General features: G+C 36.6%; 26 protein-coding genes. 9 read left to right on the top strand and 17 right to left on the bottom strand.

Annotated elements, in window-relative coordinates:
• The first annotated feature begins 325 nt into the window (after nt 1-325).
• Nucleotides 326-1,294, top strand: coding sequence for a COX15/CtaA family protein (locus KHA93_RS04040; RefSeq protein ID WP_213109547.1), 969 nt, complete (start codon nt 326-328; stop codon nt 1,292-1,294).
• 48 nt (nt 1,295-1,342) lie between these two features.
• On the opposite strand, the gene KHA93_RS04035 is transcribed toward KHA93_RS04040, so the two are convergent.
• Together KHA93_RS04035 and KHA93_RS04030 are read right to left on the bottom strand one after the other, a co-directional pair.
• A complete protein-coding gene (locus tag KHA93_RS04035; protein ID WP_213109546.1) occupies nt 1,343-2,566 on the bottom strand; it encodes an FtsW/RodA/SpoVE family cell cycle protein in 1,224 nt (407 codons plus the stop codon).
• Between the two features lie 116 nt (nt 2,567-2,682).
• Complete coding sequence (locus tag KHA93_RS04030; protein ID WP_233711038.1) at nt 2,683-2,982, bottom strand: Fpa/YlaN family protein; 300 nt, start codon at nt 2,980-2,982, stop codon at nt 2,683-2,685.
• A 475-nt stretch (nt 2,983-3,457) separates the two neighbouring features.
• Between KHA93_RS04030 and KHA93_RS04025 the strand changes: the two genes are divergently transcribed.
• Nucleotides 3,458-3,952, top strand: coding sequence for a peptidyl-prolyl cis-trans isomerase (locus tag KHA93_RS04025; protein ID WP_213109544.1), 495 nt, complete (start codon nt 3,458-3,460; stop codon nt 3,950-3,952).
• Nucleotides 3,953-4,011: 59 nt separating this feature from the next.
• Here the strand turns inward: KHA93_RS04025 and KHA93_RS04020 are convergent, their stop codons facing one another.
• Nucleotides 4,012-5,340, bottom strand: a complete 1,329-nt coding sequence (locus KHA93_RS04020; protein ID WP_213109543.1) for a PhoH family protein — start codon at nt 5,338-5,340, stop codon at nt 4,012-4,014.
• Nucleotides 5,341-5,514: 174 nt separating this feature from the next.
• Here KHA93_RS04020 and KHA93_RS04015 point away from each other — a divergent pair, with 174 nt between their 5' ends.
• Nucleotides 5,515-6,120: a YhcN/YlaJ family sporulation lipoprotein gene (locus KHA93_RS04015; protein WP_213109542.1), complete on the top strand. Its 606-nt coding sequence runs from the start codon at nt 5,515-5,517 to the stop codon at nt 6,118-6,120.
• Between the two features lie 66 nt (nt 6,121-6,186).
• Nucleotides 6,187-6,387: a YlaI family protein gene (locus KHA93_RS04010; protein ID WP_213109541.1), complete on the top strand. Its 201-nt coding sequence runs from the start codon at nt 6,187-6,189 to the stop codon at nt 6,385-6,387.
• A 48-nt stretch (nt 6,388-6,435) separates the two neighbouring features.
• Here the strand turns inward: KHA93_RS04010 and KHA93_RS04005 are convergent, their stop codons facing one another.
• Together KHA93_RS04005 and typA are read right to left on the bottom strand one after the other, a co-directional pair.
• Nucleotides 6,436-6,807 carry a YlaH-like family protein gene (locus KHA93_RS04005; protein WP_213109540.1) on the bottom strand — a complete coding sequence of 124 codons (372 nt, stop codon included), beginning with the start codon at nt 6,805-6,807 and terminating at the stop codon, nt 6,436-6,438.
• A 101-nt stretch (nt 6,808-6,908) separates the two neighbouring features.
• The gene (typA, locus tag KHA93_RS04000; RefSeq protein WP_213109539.1) at nt 6,909-8,747 is read right to left on the bottom strand and encodes a translational GTPase TypA; all 1,839 of its coding nucleotides are present in this window, start codon (nt 8,745-8,747) and stop codon (nt 6,909-6,911) included.
• 321 nt (nt 8,748-9,068) lie between these two features.
• Between typA and KHA93_RS03995 the strand changes: the two genes are divergently transcribed.
• The gene (locus KHA93_RS03995; protein ID WP_349772255.1) at nt 9,069-9,257 is read left to right on the top strand and encodes a YlaF family protein; all 189 of its coding nucleotides are present in this window, start codon (nt 9,069-9,071) and stop codon (nt 9,255-9,257) included.
• A gap of 335 nt (nt 9,258-9,592) precedes the next feature.
• Here KHA93_RS03995 and KHA93_RS03990 read toward each other — a convergent pair whose 3' ends face one another.
• From KHA93_RS03990 to KHA93_RS03980, 3 genes are all read right to left on the bottom strand, one after another.
• On the bottom strand, nt 9,593-10,381 hold the full coding sequence (locus KHA93_RS03990; RefSeq protein ID WP_213109538.1) for an inositol monophosphatase family protein: 789 nt from the start codon (nt 10,379-10,381) through the stop codon (nt 9,593-9,595).
• Nucleotides 10,382-10,548: 167 nt separating this feature from the next.
• Entirely contained in the window at nt 10,549-10,743 is a 195-nt protein-coding gene (locus KHA93_RS03985) for a YkzI domain-containing protein (protein ID WP_213109537.1), read from the bottom strand.
• 195 nt (nt 10,744-10,938) lie between these two features.
• On the bottom strand, nt 10,939-11,217 hold the full coding sequence (locus KHA93_RS03980) for a UPF0223 family protein (protein ID WP_213109536.1): 279 nt from the start codon (nt 11,215-11,217) through the stop codon (nt 10,939-10,941).
• Nucleotides 11,218-11,376: 159 nt separating this feature from the next.
• On the opposite strand from KHA93_RS03980, the gene KHA93_RS03975 reads away from it, so the two are divergent.
• Nucleotides 11,377-12,849 (top strand): aminotransferase class I/II-fold pyridoxal phosphate-dependent enzyme, encoded by a 1,473-nt coding sequence (locus KHA93_RS03975; RefSeq protein WP_213109535.1) that lies wholly within the window; start codon nt 11,377-11,379, stop codon nt 12,847-12,849.
• 291 nt (nt 12,850-13,140) lie between these two features.
• Here KHA93_RS03975 and KHA93_RS03970 read toward each other — a convergent pair whose 3' ends face one another.
• The 7 genes from KHA93_RS03970 to KHA93_RS03940 form a co-directional block, all read right to left on the bottom strand.
• A complete protein-coding gene (locus tag KHA93_RS03970; protein ID WP_213109534.1) occupies nt 13,141-13,989 on the bottom strand; it encodes a polysaccharide deacetylase family protein in 849 nt (282 codons plus the stop codon).
• A gap of 72 nt (nt 13,990-14,061) precedes the next feature.
• Nucleotides 14,062-14,304, bottom strand: coding sequence for a hypothetical protein (locus KHA93_RS03965; protein ID WP_213109533.1), 243 nt, complete (start codon nt 14,302-14,304; stop codon nt 14,062-14,064).
• 145 nt (nt 14,305-14,449) lie between these two features.
• Nucleotides 14,450-15,862 carry a dihydrolipoyl dehydrogenase gene (lpdA, locus tag KHA93_RS03960; RefSeq protein WP_213109532.1) on the bottom strand — a complete coding sequence of 471 codons (1,413 nt, stop codon included), beginning with the start codon at nt 15,860-15,862 and terminating at the stop codon, nt 14,450-14,452.
• A gap of 3 nt (nt 15,863-15,865) precedes the next feature.
• Complete coding sequence (locus KHA93_RS03955) at nt 15,866-17,200, bottom strand: dihydrolipoamide acetyltransferase family protein (RefSeq protein ID WP_213109531.1); 1,335 nt, start codon at nt 17,198-17,200, stop codon at nt 15,866-15,868.
• 30 nt (nt 17,201-17,230) lie between these two features.
• The gene (locus tag KHA93_RS03950) at nt 17,231-18,208 is read right to left on the bottom strand and encodes an alpha-ketoacid dehydrogenase subunit beta (RefSeq protein ID WP_213109530.1); all 978 of its coding nucleotides are present in this window, start codon (nt 18,206-18,208) and stop codon (nt 17,231-17,233) included.
• 3 nt (nt 18,209-18,211) lie between these two features.
• The gene (gene pdhA / locus KHA93_RS03945; protein WP_213109529.1) at nt 18,212-19,327 is read right to left on the bottom strand and encodes a pyruvate dehydrogenase (acetyl-transferring) E1 component subunit alpha; all 1,116 of its coding nucleotides are present in this window, start codon (nt 19,325-19,327) and stop codon (nt 18,212-18,214) included.
• A gap of 569 nt (nt 19,328-19,896) precedes the next feature.
• The gene (locus KHA93_RS03940; RefSeq protein WP_213109528.1) at nt 19,897-20,544 is read right to left on the bottom strand and encodes a YkyA family protein; all 648 of its coding nucleotides are present in this window, start codon (nt 20,542-20,544) and stop codon (nt 19,897-19,899) included.
• A 140-nt stretch (nt 20,545-20,684) separates the two neighbouring features.
• Here KHA93_RS03940 and def point away from each other — a divergent pair, with 140 nt between their 5' ends.
• Complete coding sequence (gene def / locus KHA93_RS03935; protein ID WP_213109527.1) at nt 20,685-21,239, top strand: peptide deformylase; 555 nt, start codon at nt 20,685-20,687, stop codon at nt 21,237-21,239.
• Between the two features lie 124 nt (nt 21,240-21,363).
• Here def and KHA93_RS03930 read toward each other — a convergent pair whose 3' ends face one another.
• Nucleotides 21,364-22,158 (bottom strand): Cof-type HAD-IIB family hydrolase, encoded by a 795-nt coding sequence (locus KHA93_RS03930; protein ID WP_213109526.1) that lies wholly within the window; start codon nt 22,156-22,158, stop codon nt 21,364-21,366.
• A gap of 349 nt (nt 22,159-22,507) precedes the next feature.
• Between KHA93_RS03930 and KHA93_RS03925 the strand changes: the two genes are divergently transcribed.
• Together KHA93_RS03925 and rnjA are read left to right on the top strand one after the other, a co-directional pair.
• A complete protein-coding gene (locus tag KHA93_RS03925; protein WP_213109525.1) occupies nt 22,508-22,726 on the top strand; it encodes a DNA-dependent RNA polymerase subunit epsilon in 219 nt (72 codons plus the stop codon).
• Nucleotides 22,723-24,390 (top strand): ribonuclease J1, encoded by a 1,668-nt coding sequence (gene rnjA / locus KHA93_RS03920; protein WP_213109524.1) that lies wholly within the window; start codon nt 22,723-22,725, stop codon nt 24,388-24,390. Before KHA93_RS03925 ends, rnjA begins: the two co-directional genes overlap by 4 nt.
• Before the next feature lie 206 nt (nt 24,391-24,596).
• On the opposite strand, the gene KHA93_RS03915 is transcribed toward rnjA, so the two are convergent.
• Nucleotides 24,597-25,256, bottom strand: a complete 660-nt coding sequence (locus KHA93_RS03915) for a potassium channel family protein (protein WP_213109523.1) — start codon at nt 25,254-25,256, stop codon at nt 24,597-24,599.
• Between the last annotated feature and the right edge of the window lie 22 nt (nt 25,257-25,278).

Genomic DNA, 25,278 nt, shown 5'->3' with positions numbered 1-25,278 from the left:
GCTAACCTTTATAGTGTAGCATATTTTGGCAAAAAAAATGTAATAAAAGCAATGGTAAAAATGACGTTCCAACTAAATATTAAATCATAATTCAGGTTAATATTGTATATTCCGAGTGATTAGAGTATGTCCAAACAATGACAAAATATCGACAAGTAGTGTATATGTATCCATTTTTATCAAATAACTTTATGTTAATCAAGTAATCGAAATCTCATAAACTCATTGTAACAATATTGTCAGTTGTTTTTTTTTGTACGTTTATGTAGTATCGGTAATGGAATTACTATTATTTATGAAAACATTATAGTTAGAAGGTGAAAATTTGCACCGGAAATTAAAATGGTTTTCAGTCATTACCACTATCATCATGCTAGCAGTTTTACTTGGTGGTGCATTAGTGACGAAAACTGATTCAGGTTTAGGATGCGGAAGATCGTGGCCATTGTGCAACGGAGAATGGTTTCCTAAAGAAATTTCAACTGAGCTTATAATTGAATTAGCCCATCGACTTGTTTCAGGCAGTGCCGCCATTTTTGTTCTGACTCTTGCGATTTGGTCATGGAAAGTCATTGGACATAAAAAGGAAACTAAAACTCTTGCCATTCTTTCAATATCTTTTTTGATGCTGCAAGCATTAATTGGAGCAGCCGCAGTTTTGTGGCCTCAATCTAAATTTGTATTAGCACTTCATTTTGGGATATCTCTTATTTCATTCGCCGCAGTTTTTCTTTTGACCCTACTCATATTTGAAGTAGATAAGAAATTCGATACAAATAAGCTTGTTATTGATAAAAGAATGAAAAAACATATCATCGGGGTGACTATATATAGTTATGCAGTTGTTTACACAGGGGCATTAGTGAGACATACAGAAGCAAGTCTAGTATGCCGGGATTGGCCGATGTGTACCAACGGAAGTTTTACTCTCCCTAATAATATGTATGAGTGGATACAAATGGGCCATCGTTTTGCTGCAGGAATCATCTTCCTTTGGATTGGATATATTATGATAATTTCGATGAAGCATTATAAGCATCAACTAGTTATGTATTGGGGTTGGATTTTCGCATTCATTATTGTCACTCTACAAGTGGCTGCAGGAGCTATTGTCGTTATGACTAAATTAAATATATATTTTGCTCTTGCACACGCCTTATTCATCTCCTTTTTATTTGGACTATTAAGCTATTTCATAATGCTGATTACACGAAACAATCCTAAACCAGTAGAAGAAGCTCTCGAAAATAGTACCAATTCTTCAGTGAAATCATCTGAAGCAATCATTCATTAAAAACATAAAAAAACTTGCTGACTTTATAGTTAAGCAAGTTTTTTTATATTAACCGCGAAATTGATATTTTTGTTGAATCGACGGCTGAACTGTTCTTAAAGCTTCTTCCGGATTTTGTTTCCTCATCCCGTATTTTTCTTCATAATTTTTAAACATCGCTACATTTGTAAGGATCCCCATTGCAATGGATAAGACAAGTATGGAAGAACCTCCGTAACTAATAAAAGGGAGTGTTACTCCTGTAATAGGAATTAATCCTGATACCCCTCCGAGATTAATAAAGGATTGTATTCCTAGCATAGTAGCAATCCCGACTGCAAGCATACTACCAAACGGGTCTCTACTTCGCATCGCAATAAATATTGCTCTTAAAACAAGGTATGCTAGTCCCAGCAATACAAAGCCCACACCGAAAACCCCAAGTTCTTCTGCAATGATTGCCATAATAAAATCAGTATGTGGCTCAGGTAAATAGCCTAGTTTCTGAACACTTTGTCCCAACCCAAGACCTTTTACTCCACCAGAACCAATAGCCAAATAAGAATTAACCAACTGGTTCCCTTCATCTTGATATGTACCAAAAGGGTCTAAGTATCCAACAAAACGATCCTTATTTCCTTCAGTAAATAATTTATCAAATTTCATTACTATAAAAGGAGATAACACTAAAACAGCAAACAAACAAATAGCAATAAGTTTAGAAATGGTTTTAAAATTCATTCCCGAACAAAGAATAATGGCTGTTCCTATTACTAGTGTAATAAAAGCTGTTCCGTTATCAGGCTGTATTTTTATTAAAAAGCAAACAAATATTAGAAAAAGTATTGGTGGGAACACACCTTTATTTAAATGGTTGATATAGCGTTGTTTATTGGCATATGCAGCAGAAAGGTAAATAATAACGCTCAATTTAACAAATTCTGAAGGTTGAATTTTCCTAGAACCTAATTCAATTAGTCTTTGAGCATTACCAGCAATATGACCGAAGACAGTTACCGCAAAAAGACTTAGTACTGCCATTAAAGTCATGAAAATAAGGAATTTTTTATTACGGTATGCTTTGTATGGAAAAATAGCAAAGAACAAGAAAACGATAAACCCTATTAGTAAATTAATTTTTTGTTTTTGATAAAAAAAATCAGCTGGGTATTCATACCATTGAACTGCTCTTACCATACTTGAGCTATACACCATCACAAGTCCAAACAAACATAGCAATATGTATACTGAAATAATGGAATAGTCGTAGGATTTTAAAATTTTTTTAAACATAAAACTCGTCCAATCTATGATTGAGTTTATTATGATAATCATAATTATAAAACAAACCCAAACAATTAATAAAACTGTTTGAGTTTTAGATACATTTTAGTTGCTGCATACAACCCTTATTTTTTTAAGGATGCTTCATGAAGAGCGGAAAGCTGTCTTTCTAATGAGCCCATTAACTCTTTTCCATCCTTTTGGTCAACTAGACCAAGACGTACAGCAAAATCTATTTCACGAGATAAACCAAACATTTGTGTGTCCAGCACTTCCTCGTATAAAGGGCATTGCGGCATTGTTAAATTGTCCATTTGCACCTGTATGAGACGCAAAATTTTGTCAGCGTCTGCCTTAAGCAGTGCATAGGCTTTTTCCCTATGATCAATTTGAATATCAGACACCACTTTAATCCCCCTTATCATTAGAACAGCGCATGTACCAATTTTATCAAGGTCATTTATCTTATAGCCATTCTTGTAACAAACAGACAATCCTATCTGTAAATTCTACATCTAATATGTATAAAATGCAAGTAGAACGAGATGCTTTGTATTTACTTCTAAGACACCATTACTTTTATTTTCAAAAGTTTCAAGTTATAATTTACAAAGAAAAGCGGAAGCGCCTGAACATCGACGTACAGGCCCACAGGATGTGGGTCCGTCGACATTGCCACAGGAAGTGGCGGTTTTAGTCGACGTTCCTTTTTGGGCCTTGGACTGAGATAAAGGAAACACGATGAGCCAACAGGCGAATCGATGTTGACTTATCGTAGGGAAAAGGACAAGAAATTTGCTAGTCGATAGGCGCTGAAGCTGGACAAAGAAAAGCGTAAGCGCCTTTTGCTAGTCGGGAGGCAACTTGCGCTTGATATCGACCGAGAAAGGGGTTGTAATGATGAACACAATAATGTCAATTAAGGGGAAAGTAAAATTTCCAATTACCCTTGATGCCGGCGTTTGGATTTTTGATGATCGACGTATTGACCTAAATACATATTTCACCCAAGATAAGCACGAGGATGAAGAGGAAGAAGAATTTACTGTTGTTTCTAAGCATTGGGATCGAGTCATAAAGGAAGGCTCTGTGGCTCCTCCAACATTAAAATCTGAACGTCAATTTGAAAAAGTAAAAGTATTAACAGGTACGTTTGGTATTAAGTTTGAACCCTTTTTAATAAATGCGGAACCACTTGAGGATGCCAATGTCCTTGTCATAGAAACCGAAACAGAAGATATATCGATCCCTTTGGAGGAAGGATATCATCTTATCCTTCAGTATTCTAAGGAAGGTAAGCCACTAAGGGAAGATGGACCTGTTCATATATTGTATCCCGATGGCTCCAATCGACAAAATCCCATTAAACTCGTAAGAGCATTTAGAGTTGAATAGATACAACAATTAACAAATGATCCATCACAAGGGTATTCCTTAGTGATGGATCATTTTTTCTAAAGTAAATCAGCTGCAAGTTGGGCTAGACTAGACCGCTCCCCTTTAACTAACTTTACATGTCCAGCAGATGGTTCATTTTTAAAGCTTTCTAAAACATATGTCAGTCCGTTATTATATTCATCTAAATAAGGGTGATCAATTTGTTCTGGATCTCCCATGAAAACAATTTTACTCCCTTCTCCAACCCTCGTTAATATGGTTTTCGCCTCATGCTTCGTTAAGTTTTGCGCTTCATCGATTATAATAAACTGTTCGGGTATACTGCGCCCCCTAATATACGTAAGCGCCTCAACTTCAATCGAACTCATCCCTGCCAAAATGGCGTCGATTTCTCCTGGTTTTTTCGTATTAAATAAAAATTCTAGATTATCATATATAGGCTGCATCCATGGCCGCAGCTTCTCTTTTTTCTCTCCCGGCAAATAACCAATGTCTTTTCCTACTGGTACGATTGGCCGAGCAACGAGTAATTTTTTATATATACGTAAATCTTCCGTTTGCATTAATCCAGCAGCTAGGGCTAGTAAGGTTTTACCAGTACCCGCTTTTCCTGTCATTGTTACGAGTTGAATATCTTTTCGAACTAGTAATTCCAATGCCATTGTCTGCTGGGCATTCCTTCCCTTAATTCCCCAAACTGGTTCACTATGGGGTAACAACTTCTTTAGAACTTCACCAGACGCATCAATAATTCCTATTCCAGAAGCGGAACTTCCAAGTTCGTCCCTTATAATTAGAAATTGATTGGGGTAATATCTTTGATCATGATTTTCTTGTAATAAAATTTCTCCTTTTTCATAAAAGAGTCCTATTTTATCCAAGCTAACATAGTGCTCTGCTACACCTGTATATATATCATCTAATTCAACAACACGATCGTTCAAGAAGTCTTCTGCGAGTAATCCTAATGCATCCGCTTTAACCCTTAAAAGAGCATCTTTACTAACAAGGATGACTGGTTTACCGTCTACCTTCGTTTCTTCCTCTAGTGCGATATTCTTAGCGACTGCCAATATTCGATTGTCATTTGTTTTTTCTATAAATATTTCTTGAAGTTGTTGAAAGGAACGATGATTCAGTTCTATTCGAAGAGTCCCTCCATTCTCAAGCGTTATTTTATCATGGAGCTTACCTTTTTCTCTGAAGCTGTCAATCAATTTCGCAATATGTCTTGCATTTCTGCCGATCTCATTCATATAACGCTTTTTAGAATCGACTTCTTCGAGTACAACAGCAGGGATCACGACGTCATGTTCCTCGAAAGAAAAAATTGAATTGGGATCCTGCAGCAAGACATTTGTATCTATCACGTAAATTTTTGTCAAAATTGATGCCTCCTGCTCCTTTTTAATATCTTATGTTCATGTACACTGCCCGGTGTCAGGAGAAACAACACTACAGATGATTATTCTATTTTATGAAATATATGAAAGGCCGCATAAAGATAGAAGATAAAAGCAAAATAAGACAATAAGTATTGATTTATTGGAGGGATTTTGATGCGTAAAGGAATGTTTTTGTTATTTTTCTTTCTGATTATATCTGCATGTAGTCAAAATAATGGCCAATCTCAGTTCAATCGTAATACCGATGTTATGCCTCAAGGGGTATCTGTTAAAAATAGTCATATTAATATTAATAAAAACAACAAATATACAGATGAGGAAAGAGCAAATCATCTTGCAAATCTTGCTGCTGGAATCCCGAATGTAAATGGTGCAACGGCTGTTGTACTTGGTAATATCGCAATTGTTGGAATTGATGTCGATGCTAACATTGATAGATCAAAAGTGGGAACCATTAAGTATTCAGTTGCTGAAAGTTTAAAACATGACCCTCAAGGGGCGGGAGCACTTGTAGTGGCTGATCCGGATATTAACACTCGATTGAAAGAAATTAAGAATGATATGGCTGCTGGAAAACCAGTCCAAGGGATCATGAATGAATTATCAGATATTGTTGGACGTATCATTCCTGATGCTCCAACTCCTGAAATGGGGAAAAATCCAGAAAAAGCAGTGAAAAAGCCAAGAAATCAAATGAATGAGCAAAATGATCGTCAATTGGAACAAGAGCAACAAAAACAATCGAATGAAAAAAAGTAGTGAATTACCAATTCATAACATGTTATACTAAAAAGAATTAAAGTGGCATTCTTCAGAGGTGTTTTAATGAAAGTTCAATGTATCCTATGTGATCGACCTTCAGAGCTGGAAGATGATTCTACTTTGGCAAAAAAATTGAGAAATCGCCCCATTCACACATACTTATGCCAAAGTTGCTATGACAGGATTAAGGTAAAAACTGAAGCTAGACTAGCGAGCGGGTCATTCCAATTATTTAGCTATAATACACAAGATGATGATTTTTAATAAAAAACGCAGGATTTCTAAAAATAAACAAGAAATCCTGCGTTTTTATTAGTTTCTTTCCAATGTTCCTGATTTTCTTTCACGATTCAATCTAATTTTATAGATAATTAATATAAGCGCAGCAACCATTAGCCCTTCTGCAATTGGAAGAAATATAGCTAAAAATGTTAAAAACAAACAACCTACGATTAAAAATAGATAAATAACGGCCGATTTCAATAAAGGTAATTTCTTAGCAAAACCTAACTTATATACGAGGACGGCCAATCCTGTTATCGTTAACCAAAGCAACCAATTAGCTGCAGACGCATTGTTCGTCAATTGATAAAAAAATCTTAATGTAGGAGAAAAGTTATCAATCGCTCTAAGATCCGATTTTGTGAGAGCGAGTGTAAGCCCCCCATCATTCAATATATTCATTTCACCTTCTACCTCTTTCCCAACATTTGCCTGTTAAAAAACTCGACCCTTTAAACACTTGGGTCGAGTATAGCATAACATAAAGCTTATATACGTTTCATCTATTGTTCCATTTCAGCATACTTTTTCTTTTTTGCTACGCGTTCACGTTCATTTTTGTCTAGTATTTTTTTACGAAGACGTATTGATTCTGGAGTTACTTCACAATATTCATCGTCATTTAAATATTCTAGAGCTTCTTCCAATGACATTAGACGAGGTTTTTTAATGACAGCCGTTTGATCCTTCGTTGCCGACCTAACATTGGTCGCATGCTTTGTTTTCGTAATATTAACCGTAATGTCGTTTTCCCTCGTATGTTCTCCTACAATCATACCTTCATAAATTTCAGTTCCTGGCTCTGCAAAAATCGTTCCACGATCTTCTACTTGTAAAATTCCGTAAGTAGTCGCTTTTCCTGTTTCCATGGAAACGAGAACACCTTGTCTTCTGCCACCAACTTTTCCTTGTTGCATAGGTTGGTAACTGTCAAATGTATGGTTTAATATTCCATAACCTCTTGTTAACGTCATAAATTCCGTTGTATATCCAATTAATCCGCGAGCTGGTACATGGAATACTAGGCGAACCTGTCCATTTCCATTATTAATCATATCAAGCATTTCACCTTTACGTGACCCGAGAGATTCAATAATGCTTCCTGTATGTTCTTCAGGAATATCTATCTGCACTCTTTCAATTGGTTCACATTTTACGCCATCTATTTCTCTTACAATTACTTGCGGTTTGGATACTTGCAATTCAAAGCCTTCACGTCTCATATTTTCAATAAGGATTGAAAGATGAAGCTCTCCCCTTCCTGATACAATCCATGCATCAGGAGAATCTGTATTGTCTACACGAAGACTTACATCTGTTTCCAATTGACTGCGTAGACGTTCTTCAACTTTCCGAGATGTTAAATATTTTCCTTCTCTTCCAGCAAATGGGCTGTTATTCACTAAGAAAGTCATCTGCAAAGTTGGCTCATCTATTCTTAATGTAGGGAGGGGTTCTTGATGTTCAATTGGACAAATTGTATCCCCAACATCAATATTTTCCATTCCGGAAACAGCGATAAGATCACCAGCATAGGCTTCATTAATCTCAACTCTTTTTAAGCCGAAAAATCCAAACATTTTAGTTACACGGAATTGTTTTGTTGTACCATCCTGTTTAAGAATAGCGACTTGCTGACCTACTTTCATCGTCCCTCTAAAAATTCTACCAATTCCAATTCTTCCTACGTAATCATTATAATCGAGTAGTGATACTTGAAATTGTAACGGTTCTTCTTTGTTATCTACCGGAGCAGGGATAAAGTCAATAATCGTTTCGTATAATGCTTCCATATTTTCTTCTTGTTCAATCTCTCTGCTTGCAGTTCCTTTAATACCTGATGCATAGATGACAGGGAATTCCAATTGTTCATCATTTGCATCCAATTCTATAAAGAGCTCAAGTACTTCATCAACGACTTCCTCAGGACGAGCAAAATCGCGGTCAATTTTGTTAACTACAACAATTGGTGTCAATTTCTGTTCAAGTGCCTTTTTTAATACGAAACGCGTTTGCGGCATACAGCCTTCATAAGCATCAACAACCAACAGTACTCCATCAACCATTTTTAAAATCCGCTCGACTTCTCCTCCAAAGTCAGCATGTCCTGGAGTATCCAATATATTTATTTTTGTATCTTTATATTGAATGGCAGTATTTTTTGCTAGGATCGTAATACCGCGCTCTCTTTCAATATCATTGGAGTCCATAGCGCGCTCTGCCACGTGTTCGTTTGACCTAAATGTTCCTGACTGTTTTAAAAGTTGGTCAACCAATGTTGTTTTACCATGGTCAACGTGTGCGATAATGGCAATATTACGAATATCTTCTCTTAGTTTCAAAGTATTTCCTCCTGCCGTTAGAAAAGCGGAAGCGCCTTGCTCATCGACGTACAGGCCCACAAGATGTGGGTCCGTCGACGTTGCCACAGGACGTGGCGGTTTTAGTCGACTTTCTTCTTTTGGCCAAAGCCTTGAGATAAAAGAAACACGACGAGGAACGAGTCGATGCTTGACTTATCGTAAGGAGAAGGACAAGAAGTTTATAATTCGATAGGCGCTGTAGCTAGACATTTTTAGTTTTATTTTTAACTGAAGTATTATATCACATGCTATAGAAGATTTGGAATTTTTTTTGTACAATATAACTTTAAGGAGGAAAAAATGATGAACGGAATCAAATGGAATCTTTTATTATTTGCGACAATAGGAGCCCTCTCAATTGTAGGGATAGGAATATCACTCGGTGAAGGTAGCTATATTGGAATGATTGCTTGCTTTATTATTTTAATAGCTGTTGTGGGATATGGATTTAAAACAAAGAAAAAAATGAGAGATGAAGGAAAACTGTGATATTGGCAAACGTCAAAATTACATTTGTTTAAGCTTTTGATTGACACTGTTAATTGTAGCGTAATCGCGAGACTACTGCGGGAAAAACGGTTATCGGGAGACCCCACAGGGCGTTAAGCGCCGAGTAGGCTCCTAAACCTTTTCTCGCTTCGGATCTAATGGCTAGTAATATTTCTTGTCCCTTCCCTACGATAAGTCAGTGACCTTGAAAATGTATACGCCAATTGAACAGTCACCTCCGCTTTCGATTCCTTCGGAAAGTGTGCGCCTGGAGCGGAATTTAACATCAAAGTTTAACAGTTCATTAAATAAAATGGTGAGCTAAAGTAAATCCTTTAGTTCACCTGAAAATATTGTTTGATAAGCGTTTCATGTAGCCCTGGCTTTGCAACTATAACTGGGCTTTTTTTCAATAAGTTTAGAGGTTGGCCGTTAAAATCTGTAACAACTCCGCCAATCTCTTCTACAATAATTATCCCCCCTGCAAAATCCCAAGGTGAAAGTGTCTTGCTTATATAAGCGTCAAGTCGGCCTGTTGCAACGTATGCAAATTCCAAAGCAGCTGAACCGTATGATCGCGTCCCCCTTACATCTTTTACGATAGAAGCAAAGGGATTATTCGGATCACTGGAAATTAATAGCGAGGCACTTAATCCAATGACTGCTTCACTCACTTCTACTTTTTCCAGCGTTGGGAGTCTCAACTCATCCCAAAACGCACCTTCACCTGACTTAGCATAGTATAATTCATTATGTACTACGTCATACAAATATCCGAGCTTCCCTTCCCCATTTTCAAAAATTCCTATTGAAATAAAAAAGTTCCGCTGCTGATGGACAAAATTCATCGTTCCATCTACAGGATCGATTATCCAAACAACCCCATCCATGCTTTCTACTTCATCACCAAATCCTTCCTCCCCTAATATGTTATGGGAAGGGAATGTTTCTCGAATTCGGTTGATAAAATATTGTTCAATCTCTTTATCAATATTAGTAACTAAGTCATTTGCATCTGCTTTAGTATCTATTTGTAAAGCTGTTTTAAACGAGGCGATAATGTTCTTACCTGCTTCTTTTAACCATTCCTTAGCCACTTTATCGACGTTGGACCAATTGATCATTTCGATACCTCCATTACGTTCTACCTATCCACAAGCTTAGAGAAAACAACTACTATTTTCAAGTTTTTAGTGTGTCCCACGAATAAAAAACGAACACCCGACTTAATATACACTTGGGAGTCCGTTTTAATCTTTCATTAACATCACTATCCTCATTTTCTTACAACTCATAGCGCTTCGAGTTTTATTAATTCTGAACGAATTCTTTCCAGTTTGCGCATCGTTTTTGCTTTCATTTCTTCATCAGCTTCTTGCATGGCATCAAAAAGCACGGCCAATTCATAATTTAACTCTAAACGAAGTACTGCAAGCTTTTGTTTATCCAAATTTTTTTTCTTATATGCATTCATTACTTGTTTCACGGAAAAACACCCCTTCCGAAATAGTAGATTATTCAACTTTCGGGTTTGCTTATTATATTGTATGTTGCCGCAATATTCGCGGTAACAAAATTGTGTGTTCACCTATCATGTCTAAAGTATGAATGAATTTGTCAATGCTCTTGCTTGTTTGTACCCGTTTAGAAACTTACATAAACGTCGTCGGAATTGTAAGTATTATTGATTTCCCATTAATATTATTGAATTATTTTCAGTTTCTTTTGCTTTTTTAATCGTTTTATACGAAGAATATCCACTTACCTCTTCGAATTCCTTATCAAACTTTTTTTCTTCTGCTTTACTCGGCACAATTTCTTTAAACCTCTTATATCTCTTCATTAATTCCATTTTATCGATTCCTTTTTCATACGCTTTTTCAATTGCCTGATAAAAATGAACGACATCAACTATTTCTTCTGTAGTCCAATCTAATGAAAATGGGTACTGATATTCCATCTAAAACGCTCCTTTATAACTTATTATGTATTATGAGTTCACTTGTTCTGTCGTATACCAATATTGTGTGTAAATATCTCTATGAAAAACAAAATATTGATGTTATAATTTGTTCTTGTTTCAGTATCTTTCCTATCACTAACAAAGGATGTGACTTCATTGTCCCAATATGAAACACCGCTATTTACAGGGCTGGTGCAGCATGCCAAATCAAATCCAATTCAATTTCATATTCCCGGTCATAAAAAAGGTGCTGGAATGGATCCCGAATTTAGAAATTTTATTGGAGAAAATGCCTTATCAATAGATTTAATAAATATAGCACCATTAGATGATTTGCATTCGCCAAAAGGAATGATAAAAGAGGCTCAAAAATTGGCTGCTGAAGCTTTTGGTGCTGACCATACTTTCTTCTCTGTACAAGGGACAAGTGGTGCCATTATGACAATGATTATGTCGGTTTGCGGACCTGGCGATAAAATAATCGTTCCTCGTAATGTTCATAAATCAGTAATGTCAGCAATTGTGTTTTCGGGTGCTACTCCGATTTTTATTCATCCTGAAATTGACCCGAACTTAGGAATTTCACATGGGATTACTATAGAATCTGTTGAAAAAGCTCTTGAAATTCACCCTGATGCAAAGGGATTACTTGTTATTAACCCTACTTACTTTGGAATTACAGCTGATTTAAAAAAGATTGTTGAAATTGCCCATTCCTACGAAGTTCCAGTTCTTGTAGATGAAGCACATGGTGTTCATATTCATTTTCATGAAGGATTGCCTTATTCTGCAATGGAAGCCGGTGCAGATATGGCAGCTACAAGTGTGCATAAACTAGGTGGCTCCTTGACCCAAAGTTCCGTGTTAAATGTTCGTGAAGGGCTTGTATCACCACAGCGGGTTCAATCTATTATCAGTATGCTTACGACTACATCAACTTCTTATTTATTACTAGCTTCACTTGACGCAGCTAGAAAAAGACTTGCAACAGAAGGAAGAGATCTTATTGGCGCTGCTATCACTCTTGCTGAAACGATTCGTCAAGAAGTAAATGAAATCCCTCATCTCTTGTGTCCTGGAAAAGAAATTTTAGAGTCTGATGCAGTTTTTGATTATGATCCAACCAAGCTCATTATTTCCGTAAAAGATCTCGGAATAAATGGATATGAAGCTGAGAAATGGCTCCGAAATGAATATCAAATAGAAGTTGAGCTATCTGATTTGTATAATATTTTATGTATTGTCACTCCAGGAGATACTGAAGTAGAAGCAGCCATTCTGATTGAAGCATTAAAGAAATTATCTGAGCAATTTGGAAAAGCAGATGATGAAGCAAATCATCATCATGTCATTCTGCCCGATATTCCTCTTCTAGCTATGAGTCCTAGAGACGCTTTTTATTCTGAGACAGAGATTATCCCTCTAAATGAGTCAGCAGGACGAATTAGTGCAGAATTTATTATGGTTTATCCACCAGGTATACCTATTTTTATACCAGGGGAAATCATTACTGAAGAAAATTTGTTATATATTAGAAAAAACATAGAAGTAGGCTTACCTGTTCAAGGCCTTGAAGATGAAACATTAAAAACTATAAGGGTTATTAAAGAATTCGAAGCGATTAGATAATATATTAAGGAGGGGCTGTCCAAAAAGTTGTCGTTTTTGACTTTTTGAAAGCCCCTTTCTGTTTTGTTGACCTGGGTTGTTGATTTCCTCTACAGGCGCTCGCTTTCAGCGGGAAGTTCGGTGAGCCTCCTCAGCGCATGTCGCACCTGCAAGGGTTTCACCCTCACTTTTTTCTCGCAGGAGTCACGCTCGCCACAATCAACATTGTGCGAAATTCTATCATATGCCTCATATAGCACAGCTCGCTTTTTCCAATTAATTTGTTTTAAGGACTAATCGGACGGTTACTTTTTATTGAGGTGTTTCGATTAGCTTCGGATCCAAAGTTTCAAATCCTTTATCCCTAAGACCCTTGACAATTTGTTTTAACCCACCATTCGTCCATTCACGGTCATGCATAAGTAAATTTGCACCGTTTCCTAATAACTCGGTATTAACCATAATATCAGCAATGGCATCCTTCGACATATAGTCCTTTTCCCAATCGTATCCATATGTCCAATTCATGACAAGCATGTTTTCTTCTGTGGCAATTTGTTTGCTCACATCTGTATTTGCGCCAAATGGGGCACGAAAAAACTTAGGACGTTCCCCGGTTATTTCTTCAACTTTATCATTAACAGAAAGTATTTCTTCCTTTTGTTCTTCTGGAGATAATGTGGTCAAATTAGCATGAGAGAATGTATGGTTTCCTATTTCAAACCCAAGATCGTATATTTTTTTTAAAATCGCTTCTTTTTCAGGTGAGTTGATAAAATGTCCATTAACAAAAAAAATGGCTGGTGCATGTAATTCTTTTAAAGTTTTAGCCATTTCTAACGCATATTTATCAGGGGCATCATCAATTGTTAGTAATACAACCTTCGGATTTGCATCCTTAACCGGCTCTAAAGCAAAAACTGCATTCATTTTATACTCAGGAGCAACTACTTCAACTTCTGGCGCTTCAACTTTTTTATCTTCTTTTTCCTCTTCAACATTAGTTTCGGGAATCTGTTCATCCTCTTGTTCTACCAAATCGGAATTATTCTCTTCTGTCACTGGTTCATTTTTCTTCATCGAATTTTCCTTTTGTGTAGACTGTCCGTTGCAAGCAACTAACAACAAAGCAACAGCGAACATGATGATAGGTAATCTCATATTGTTCCCCTTTCAAGAGTTGGAGTATATATTGTTAAATTATAGACTTTTATTTTTGTAGTGTCCAAGAAACTATATGAAAAAATGAAGCGCTGAATGTAGCAGTCCATATGTGAATAAACTTACTACGGTAATAATGAGGGTGTCTTTTTTAGATTCCACTATTTTCCTCGCAATAAGTATGGCAAGATAACTAAAAACAATAAATAAAATGACTTTTGATAATAGATGTTCTTTTCCAGAAAACCACTCTGCAAGTGTAAAACCGCTCCATATCATTAATTGCAGTAGAAGAGCTATATATTTCTTTACCATCTGAATCACCATCATTTCAAGCGTTTTTCGCACGAATCTTTAGAGTTATTATTGATTTTATGCAAAGACATTACTTAAAATGAAAGGCCATCCCCTTTCTGAAAGTATATAGTACTTCAGTGGAGACAGCCTTTTGGTAAATTATTTATTTTACAATATGAATCGGTGTTCCTAATGCTACGTCCGCAGCTTCCATCGTAATTTCACCTAATGTTGGATGTGCATGGATAGTCATCGCAATATCTTCAGCAGTCATTCCTGCTTCAATGGCTAGGCCAATTTCCGCAATCATATCAGATGCACTAGCACCGGCAATTTGGCCGCCAACCACTAATCCATCTTCTTTACGTGTAATCAATTTCAAGAAACCATCTGTATTGTTTAACGCAAGTGCACGCCCGTTAGCTGCAAATGGGAATTTAGCCGCCACAACTTCTAAGCCTTCTTCCTTTGCTTGCTTCTCAGTGTATCCAACAGTCGCTAGTTCAGGTTCCGAGAAGACAACTGCTGGAATCCCTAAATAATCAATTTCAGACGGTTCACCAGAAATAGCTTCCGCTGCAATCTTTCCTTCATAAGATGCTTTATGTGCAAGTTGAGGACCTGCAATAACATCACCGATCGCAAAGATGCTAGGAATGTTTGTACGACATTGTTTATCCGTTTTAATTACTCCACGGTCTGTCATGTCAATCCCTACTTGTTCTAATCCTAATTCATCTGTATTTGGACGACGACCAACTGTTACTAATACATAATCAGCTTCTACAGTTTGTTCTTCACCTTTCGCTTCGTATGTGACAACAACACTGTTTTCATTCTCTACTGCACCTTTTGCCATTGCATTTGTCACAATTTCCGCACCCTTGTTTTTAAGATTACGGACAACGACAGATGACATTTGTTTTTCGAATGCTCCAGCAAATAATTCTCCGCTTCCTTCGAGGATTGTTACTTCAGTTCCGAAGTTAGCATATGCTGTACCCAGTTCCACACCAATAACCCCGCCACCGATGATCACTAATTTTTTAGGAATTTCAGGTAGGTTTAACGCACCAGTTGAACTGATAATACGATCTGAGAATTTAAATGTTGGGATTTCAATCGGACGAGATCCAGTTGCGATAATAGCATTTTTGAATGTATATGTTTGGGCAGAATTTTCATCCATTACACGTAATGTATTTGCATCAACAAAATACGCTTCACCTTTTACGATATTTACTTTATTTCCTTTTAATAATCCAGCAACACCTGATGTAAGTTTGTTAACAACTTGACCTTTCCAGTTTTGTACTTTAGAAAAATCAACTGTTACATTTTCAGCAGAAATACCAATATCATCGGAATGTTTTGCTGTTTCATAGCGATGGCTAGCTGTGATTAACGCTTTGGAAGGGATACAACCGACATTAAGGCAAACCCCACCTAATTCAGCTTTTTCAACAATTGTTACTTTTTGTCCTAGTTGTGCTGCACGAATAGCAGCGACATATCCACCAGGACCTGCACCGATGACAATTGTATCTGTTTCTATAGGGAAATCTCCTACTACCATTTTTTACGCCTCCATTAATAAAAGTTCAGGATCGTTAAGCAGTCGTTTAATTTGGTTAAGTGCATTCTGCGCTGTTGCACCGTCGACTATTCTATGGTCAAAGCTTAGTGACAATGCCAAGACAGGAGCTGCAACAATTTCACCATTGCGAACGACTGGTTTTTCTGCAATGCGCCCAATTCCTAAAATGGCTACTTCTGGATGATTGATGACAGGCGTAAACCATTGTCCGCCAGCAGAACCAATATTTGTAATTGTGCATGTAGCACCTTTCATTTCAGTAGGTGAAAGTTTTCCACTGCGTGCTTTATCAGCTAATTCGTTGATTTCTTTTGAAATCGCAAAAACAGACTTTGTATCTGCACGTTTTACGACAGGAACTAATAAACCTTTTTCAGTATCGGCAGCAATACCGATATTGTAATAGTGCTTGTGAATAATTTCATCAGTTGCATCATCAATTGATGTATTAAGTGCAGGGAATTCACGCAATGCACTTACAAGAGCTTTTACAACATATGGCAAGAACGTTAGTTTAATATTTTTTTCTGCAGCGACATCTTTAAATTTCTTACGATGTGCGACAAGTTTTTCAACGTCTATTTCATCCATTAAAGTAACATGTGGTGCTGTATGTTTCGAATTCACCATCGCTTTTGCAATTGCTTTTCGGATTCCACTCATTTTTTCACGAGTTTCTGGATATTCTCCTTCAGGAATTACCGGAGCAGTTGCTGCAGCTTTAGTTTCTTCTTGTACAGGTGCTGCTGTTTCGACAGCTTCTGTAACTGATGGACCGTTTAGGAATGCATCAATATCCTCTTTCATGATACGGCTGTTTTTACCCGTTCCTGTAACGAGGCGAATGTCAACACCTTTTTCACGTGCATATTTTCTTACAGATGGCATCGCAATAATACGTTGATTTGGATCAGCTTCTGCTTCAGGCTGTGCACCGGCACCTGTTGCTTCCGCTGCTTTTGGTTCTTCTGCTTTCACTTCTTCTTTTTTAAGCTCTTGACCGGATTCTGCTGTAGATTGGACATTTGCTTCAGTTTTTTCTTCTTCGTGGTCACCTTTAAATTGAAGATCTTCATATCCAGGTGCGTCGAATTTTATAAGTACATCTCCAACTGTAGCTGTTTGACCTTCTTGCACGAGAATTTCTTCAACTGTTCCAGCTACTGGAGACGGAATTTCTACAACTGCCTTGTCATTTTGTACTTCGCATAGTACATCATCTTCGGCTACTTTGTCACCAGGTTTTACAAACCATTTTACTATATCGCCTTCGTGGATACCTTCACCGATATCTGGCATTTTAAATTGAAATGACAATGGTATTCCCCTCCTGTAAGATAAAAGTGATTAAAATAGTAATACTTTCTTAGCAGTTTCGATTATATCCTTATGGTTTGGAAGCCATACCGGTTCCGCTTGAGAGAATGGATATACTGTATCTGCAGCAGCAACTCTTAAAACAGGAGCTTCAAGGCTTAAAATAGCGCGATCAGTTATCTCTGCTACAATATTCGCTGCAATCCCAGCTTGTTTTTGAGCTTCTTGAACTACGATTGCACGGTTTGTTTTTTCAACAGATGCAATAATTGTATCAATATCAATTGGGCTAACAGTACGAAGATCGATTACTTCAACTGAATGGCCTTCTTTTTCAAGTTCTTCAGCAGCTTTTAGTGAATCATGAACCATCGCACCATAAGCAATAATCGTTAAATCTGTTCCTTCACGTTTCACATCAGCTTTTCCTAAAGGAATTGTATATTCTTCTTCTGGAACTTCTTGACGGAAAGAACGGTATAACTTCATATGTTCTAGGAAAATAACCGGATCATTATCTCTAATTGCCGAAATTAAAAGTCCTTTAGCATCATATGGAGTAGAAGGAATGACTACTTTTAAGCCTGGTTGCTGTGCCATTAATCCTTCAAGACTATCAGCGTGCATTTCAGGAGTATGTACCCCTCCTCCAAATGGTGAACGAATTGTAATCGGTGCATTGAATGTTCCACCTGTACGATATCTCCAGCGAGCCATTTGTCCGCTTACAGAGTCCATCACTTCGTATAAAAATCCAAAAAACTGGATTTCAGGAACTGGACGGAAGCCTTGTGTCGTTAACCCAATAGCCAAACCACCGATTCCTGACTCAGCAAGTGGTGTATCAAAGACGCGGTCTTCTCCAAACTCTTTTTGCAGACCTTCTGTAGCACGGAAAACCCCTCCGTTAACCCCTACGTCTTCTCCAAACACGAGTACATTTTCATCGTTGCGCAATTCAGTACGAAGCGCATCCGTGATAGCTTGAATCATAGTCATTTGCGCCATGGCTTACTTCGACTCCTTCTCTTTATAAATTTCATACTGTTCCTGTAAATTATTAGGAAGCTCTTCATACATATTGGAAATCAAATCAGTAACTTTTTGTTTCGGAGTATCATCCGCTTTTTTAATCGCTACTTTTATATCTTCTTTCGCTTGTTCAATTACTTCATTTTCAATTTCCTCATTCCAAATTCCTTTATTAACTAAGAAATTTCGGAATCTGACTAGTGGATCTTTTTTCTCCCATTCATTGTCTGTATCAGACGTACGATAGCGAGTAGGATCATCTCCTGCCATAGTATGAGGCCCATAACGATAACACATTGTTTCAATTAATGTTGGACCACCGCCATTAATTGCTCTTTCCCGAGCCTCTTTTACAACCGCGTAAACTGCGAGTGGGTCCATACCATCTACAAGCACTCCCGGAATACCAGCTGAAACTGCTTTTTGTGCGATCGTTGTTGCTGCAGTTTGCTTGTCACGTGGAGTAGAAATAGCAAATTGGTTATTTTGCACAATAAAGATTGCTGGGGCACTATAGGCACCTGCAAAGTTGATTCCTTCGTAAAAATCTCCTTGAGAAGATCCACCATCACCTGTGTATGTAACAGCAACTGATTTTTTTCCACGCTTTTTCATTCCAAGAGCGACACCAGCTGCTTGAACATATTGAGCACCGATAATAATTTGAGGAGGAATGACATTTACACCCTCAGGAATCTGGTTCCCAACAAAATGTCCACGAGAAAAAAGGAACGCTTTGTGAAGTGGAAGTCCATGCCAAATAATTTGTGGAACATCTCTATATCCTGGTAAAATAAAGTCTTCTTTTTCAAGTGCGAAATGTGATGCAAGCTGTGACGCTTCCTGACCTGCAGTAGGAGCATAGAAACCAAGGCGACCTTGACGGTTCAATGAAATACTACGCTGATCCAAAATTCTCGTATAAACCATACGACGCATTAATTCCGTAAGTTGTTCATCAGATATATCTGGAACAAGCTCATCATTCACGATCTCTCCTTTTTCATTCAAGATCTGAACCATTTCAAATTGACTTTCAATATTTTCGAGTGTTTTCACAGCATCGAATTGTGTCTTCTTTGTTTTAGAAGCCATTGAAGCCACCTATCCTTTCTAAACATAATATTTGATAACGGACATAATAAATTGCCCAGCATATATATTAGCGGGAGATTATTCATGTTCCGGACTTCATACTAGTATAGGTTTTCCACATTTCTCATGAAGAAAAACAGAAAAACTTTCCCATCTAAAAAAATGAACTGTACTAATCTTTTACACTAAATAATTAATACAAAGTTTTACCACATTTAGAGTACATGAAAACAGTTTATTCGTCAATTAAATAAGTTTGAGTAGCTGTATACCTTCATTAATAATTACAATCTGTACTATATTGAATCTTTATTCTGTTTTATAAAAAAAGCAATTTCATTCCAACTGTTATACATTAGATTTTTTGGATAGCAAAGAAAAATGCGCAAGCGCCTCCATCTGGACCTTGGCAAACCGATGTTGAATTTGTAGGGAGAAACCGAAAGTGTGCTAGTCGTTAGCGCTGAAGTTAAAAGAGAACTACCTTCATAATAATTATCCACAAAGTCCCAATCTATAATTTCCTAAACAAAAAAAGAAACGGATTACCGTCTCCTTAAGTTGATTAATTATTTGGACTCTACTTTTAATCCCGCATCCTTGTAAAAGTTCAACTTTGCTTCGTTAAACTTTTCTGTTTGCTCATTAAATTGTTTATTCGCTTCAAATACACTATCGTATGCTTCATTGGATGCTTCTATTTGCGCCTCTAAATCCTCTAGTTTTAAATCTTCATTTTTAATTATTTCGTAAATTTTTCTGTCTTCTTGCAATCCATTCATATAGGATGAAAATAATTTTTCATACGATTCATAACGTTTATTCATTAATCCTTGTAATTCATCTGCCTGTTTTTTTAATTTTTCGTCTTTTAGTTTACCTAACTCTTCTGATGCAAGTTGAAATTCCTTTTTAGATTCATCAATTGAATCTTTCTCTTTTTTCATATGTTCTTCTCTTTGGTCTAAGTTAGCTAAGGCATCATCAGCAAGCTTAGATATTTGTTCGAATTCTTTCATGCCCAAATCCATTATTTGATCAAATATTTCTTTTTCGTTTGTTTCAAGTTTCTTTAGTGGTTCTTGTTGTTTTTCAAAACCAACTTCTTTAGCAGCTGTTGCTTCTAATGCTTTATAAATATTCTCTTCCGCAGATGAACAGGCTGATAAAATAACCGCTAATAATATAATAAAAATGATCGTATGTAATTTTTTCATCAAAATCCTCCTAACTGTTTCCACCTTTACTATACTGGGATATGGTCTATTTGACAATAATGCAAAAAATAAAATAAGATAATTTAAATACTAAATTTTATCTATCCATTTATATACTTGCTTAAACAGGAGTGAACATAATGATTCTAATGAAAGATATTATCCGTGAAGATAATCCAGCATTAAGAGAAGTGGCAAAAGAAGTCCCTTTACCCCTTACACAAGAAGATATAGACATTTTAAATAAGATGCAGGAATACTTAAAGAATAGTCAAGATCCGGAAATTAGCGAAAAGTATGGTTTAAGAGCTGGTGTAGGTCTTGCAGCACCACAAATTAATGTCCTAAAAAGAATGTTCGCAGTTCGTCTCGAAGATGATAATGGTAAAAAGTATCATTATTCATTAGTAAACCCAAAAATTATTAGTCATTCTGTAGAAAAATCTTATTTGACTTCTGGTGAAGGTTGTTTATCCGTTGATCGTCCTGTCGTTGGTTATGTATTGAGACATGCACGAATTACGATTAAAGGATACGACATTAATGGAAATGAGATCAAACTACGTCTAAAAGACCTTCCAGCCATCGTGTTCCAGCATGAGCTTGATCATTTAAATGGTGTTATGTTTTATGATCATATCGATGAAAATAATCCTTTTTCCGTTCCAGAAGGCGCTATTCCAATTGAAAGATAATTTATTAACATGACAGCTTTTTTAAAAGTAAAAAAATAAATGTTAATGAAAAGTGTTTTTTTGAAATTAAGCTTTTGCTGTCTAGCGCAAGCAGCCGTGGATGGGCTAAATGCTTGCGCTTCTCTTATTTAATTCTTTCAAAATTTTCCTCTAGCAAACCTACTTTTACTAATCCATTTACAATTCCGTTATCATCAACATTTGTAGTAATTAGGTCAGCGTGCATTTTTACAGCCTCATGAGCATTTCCCATTGCAATCCCGGTACCTACTGTTTGCAACATTTCAATATCATTCAATCCGTCTCCAAATGCGTACACATTCTCCATTTCAAACCCTAATCTTTCAATGAGTTTTTTTATTCCTTCCGCTTTTGAACCACCTTTAGGAACAACATCCAGTGATTCCTCATGCCATCTAATAAAAGTAAGATTATCTTCAAATTCTGTAAGGTAAGAATCCTCACCTTCTCTAGCGAATAGAAGCGATTGATAAATATTTGTCTTTTCGTAAAAATCCGGATCGTATTCAGGATGAACCATTTGAAGCGACTCAAAACTTTCTTTTACACGTTGATTAAATTTTACATTCGATTTTAATGTCGATTCATTTAAAAATACTAAATGATGGTTATTTGTGTTTGCTCTATCAATTAGTTTTTTTATTTCAATTGAGTCTAAAGGATTCGTATACACGACTTCATTCCCAAAAACAACATATTGGCCATTAAAGCATACGAATGATTCTATATTTAAATCTTTGAGTAAACTAGTAACCATAAAAGGTGCTCTACCTGTTGCCAGTGCAGTATAAATTCCATTCTCCTGTAGGGTTTTAATAGCTTCTTTCGTAGATCCAGGAAGATTTTTTTCATCGTCAAGCAAAGTTCCATCGATATCAAAGAAAACAATTTTTTTCATAGCATATCTCCTTAGAATTCTTCTATTTCTACTTATCTTTATGATAGAGAACGTATACAAAGCATATAATAAAACATAAAAATATGCACAAATTTATATCTTCTCTTTGCAAGTTGCTTTTACTTTGAACGAGTATCGGTTAAAATAGAATTTAAGGAGTGATCCACAATGTTTAAGAAGCTACGAGAAAAGCTTTTAAAACGGTGGAAAGATTTACTGAGAAAAAAAACAATTGCTTAATGAACAATTAAGGTCCCTCTGTTTTTTTCGGAGGGCTTATTCTTTATTATATTAGTTTGTTAATTAAACAATAATAAAAATTAGACAACGGAGTTAAGGAGAGATATTGATGATTTACAAAGTTTATTACCAAGAAAGTAAAAATGAAGTGCCAGTAAGAGAAAAAACAAAATCAATGTATTTTGAAACAAACAATGAACGTACTGTTCGTCAAATGCTGAAAGACCAAAAAATTAATATTGAATATATTCAATTATTAGAAGGCGAGTATCTCGAATACGAGAAGCAAAGTGAGCATTTCAAACTACAGGAGAACGTGTCACTATGAAATTTGTAAAAAATGACCAAACTGCGGTTTTTGCTCTCGGCGGGCTAGGTGAAATTGGTAAAAATACTTACGCTGTTCAATTTCAGGATGAAATAATATTAATTGATGCTGGAATTAAGTTTCCGGAAGACGAATTGCTTGGAATAGATTATGTCATTCCTGATTATACGTATATCGTAAAAAACGTTGATAAAATAAAAGGTTTATTCGTTACTCATGGTCACGAAGACCACATTGGCGGTATTCCTTATTTACTTCGTCAAGTGAACATCCCAATTTATGCAGGTAAATTGGCAATTGGACTAATGAAAAACAAATTGGAAGAACACGGCCTTTTACGACAAACGAAATTTTTTGAAATAAAAGAGGATGATGTCATTAAATTTAGAAAGACATCGGTTACGTTTTTCCGCACAACACACAGCATTCCAGATTCATACGGAATTGTTGTAAAAACACCTCCTGGCAACATTGTTCATACGGGGGATTTCAAGTTCGATTTCACACCTGTAGGTGAGCCGGCTAACTTAACAAAAATGGCGGAAATAGGAAAAGAAGGCGTTCTTTGTCTTTTATCAGATAGTACGAATGCCGAAGTTCCTCATTTTACAATGTCGGAAAGACGAGTTGGCGATAGTATTCATGATATTTTTCGTAAAGTGGATGGGCGCGTAATATTTGCGACGTTCGCTTCGAATATTCACCGTCTACAGCAGGTTACAGATGCTGCAGTTGCTAATGGAAGAAAAATAGCTGTTTTTGGGCGTAGTATGGATGCTGCAATTGAGATCGGGCAAGAACTCGGTTATATTCGCGCACCAAAAGATACATTTATATCCACACAGCAGTTAAATCGTCTTCCAGCAAATAAAGTGACGATTCTTTGTACAGGTAGTCAAGGTGAGCCAATGGCCGCCTTATCGAGAATAGCGAATGGAACTCATCGACAAATCCAAATACAACCTGGGGATACAGTCGTCTTTTCTTCATCCCCAATTCCTGGGAATACGATCAGTGTCAATAGAACGATAAATTTATTGTATCGTGCTGGTGCTGATGTCATTGCCGGATCGTTAAATGATATTCATACATCTGGTCATGGTGGTCAGCAGGAGCAGAAATTAATGCTCCGACTTATGAAGCCTAAATTTTTCATGCCGATTCACGGAGAATTTCGGATGCAAAAGACCCATGCAAAATTAGCTGTTGATTGTGATGTTCCTGAAGAGAACTGCTTTATTATGGATAATGGCGATGTTCTTGCATTAACAGATAAAACCGCGGAAATCGCAGGAAAGATTCCTTCTGGCTCTGTTTATATAGATGGTAGCGGAATTGGAGATATTGGAAATATCGTATTGCGAGACAGACGAATCCTTTCGGAAGAAGGTCTAGTCATTGTCGTGGTGTCAATCGATATGGAAAATCATACAATTGCTGCTGGACCAGACATTATTTCTCGTGGATTTGTTTATATGCGTGAATCTGGAGATTTAATTAATGAGGCCCAAAGAATGATTGGAAAGCATTTGAATAAAATTATGGAGCGTAAAACGACTCAATGGTCAGAGATCAAAAATGAAATCACTGATACGCTAACTCCATTCTTATATGAAAAGACAAAGCGCAGACCAATGATACTTCCGATTATTATGGAAATTTAATATAAATAAAACTAAGTTCACAATTTATAGTGCAACGTTGATTAGAGCGGAAGGAGCGAGACTCCTGCGGGAAAAAGAAGTATACGGGAGGCTCCCGAACTCCCCGCGGAAAGCGAGCGCCTGGAGCGGAAATCAACTTACAAAGTTGAAAACGTACAATAATAATCGTAAAAGGACCGGGGATTTATTTCCACGGTCCTTTAACATTACTCCATTACTTTCTTTTCAAATCGGTTAATATCACTGTCTGCACCAATTACAATTAAGATATCATCCTTTTTGAGAGGATCATCCGCTTGAGGTGAAACAATAATCTCGGATCCTCTTTTAATTGCGACAATATTCAAACCGTATTTCGCTCGAACATCCAGCTCCATTAACGATTTACCTGTAAGTAGATCATTTACCTTTATTTCTACGATGCTGTATTCATCCGAAAGTTCTAGATAATCCAATATATTATTGGAAACGATATAATGGGCAATACGTTTACCCATATCCCTTTCAGGATGGACAACATAATCTGCCCCTATTTTTAAAAGCACTTTTTCATGATAATCATTTTGTGCTTTGACTGTAATATGATTAACTCCTATTTCCTTCAACATGAGCGTTGTTAATATGCTCGATTGGATATCCTCACCAATTGCGACAATCACATGGTCAAAATTTCGAATTCCTAAGCTCTTTAATATATTTTCGTCTGTTGTATCTGCAATAACCGCATGTGTTGCAATAGATGCAAATTCATTGACCCGGTCTTCGTTTTTATCCATTGCCAATACTTCCATGCCTTGCTCTGCTAGTTCCCTGCAAATACTTCCACCAAAGCGTCCAAGTCCGATAACTGCAAATTGTTTTTTCAACGTAATTCCTCCGTATTGTCAA

It is taken from the genome of Lederbergia citrisecunda (genome assembly GCF_018343695.1).
Taxonomy (GTDB): domain Bacteria; phylum Bacillota; class Bacilli; order Bacillales; family Bacillaceae_C; genus Lederbergia; species Lederbergia citrisecunda.
This window is presented reverse-complemented; position numbering and strand designations above follow the sequence as displayed.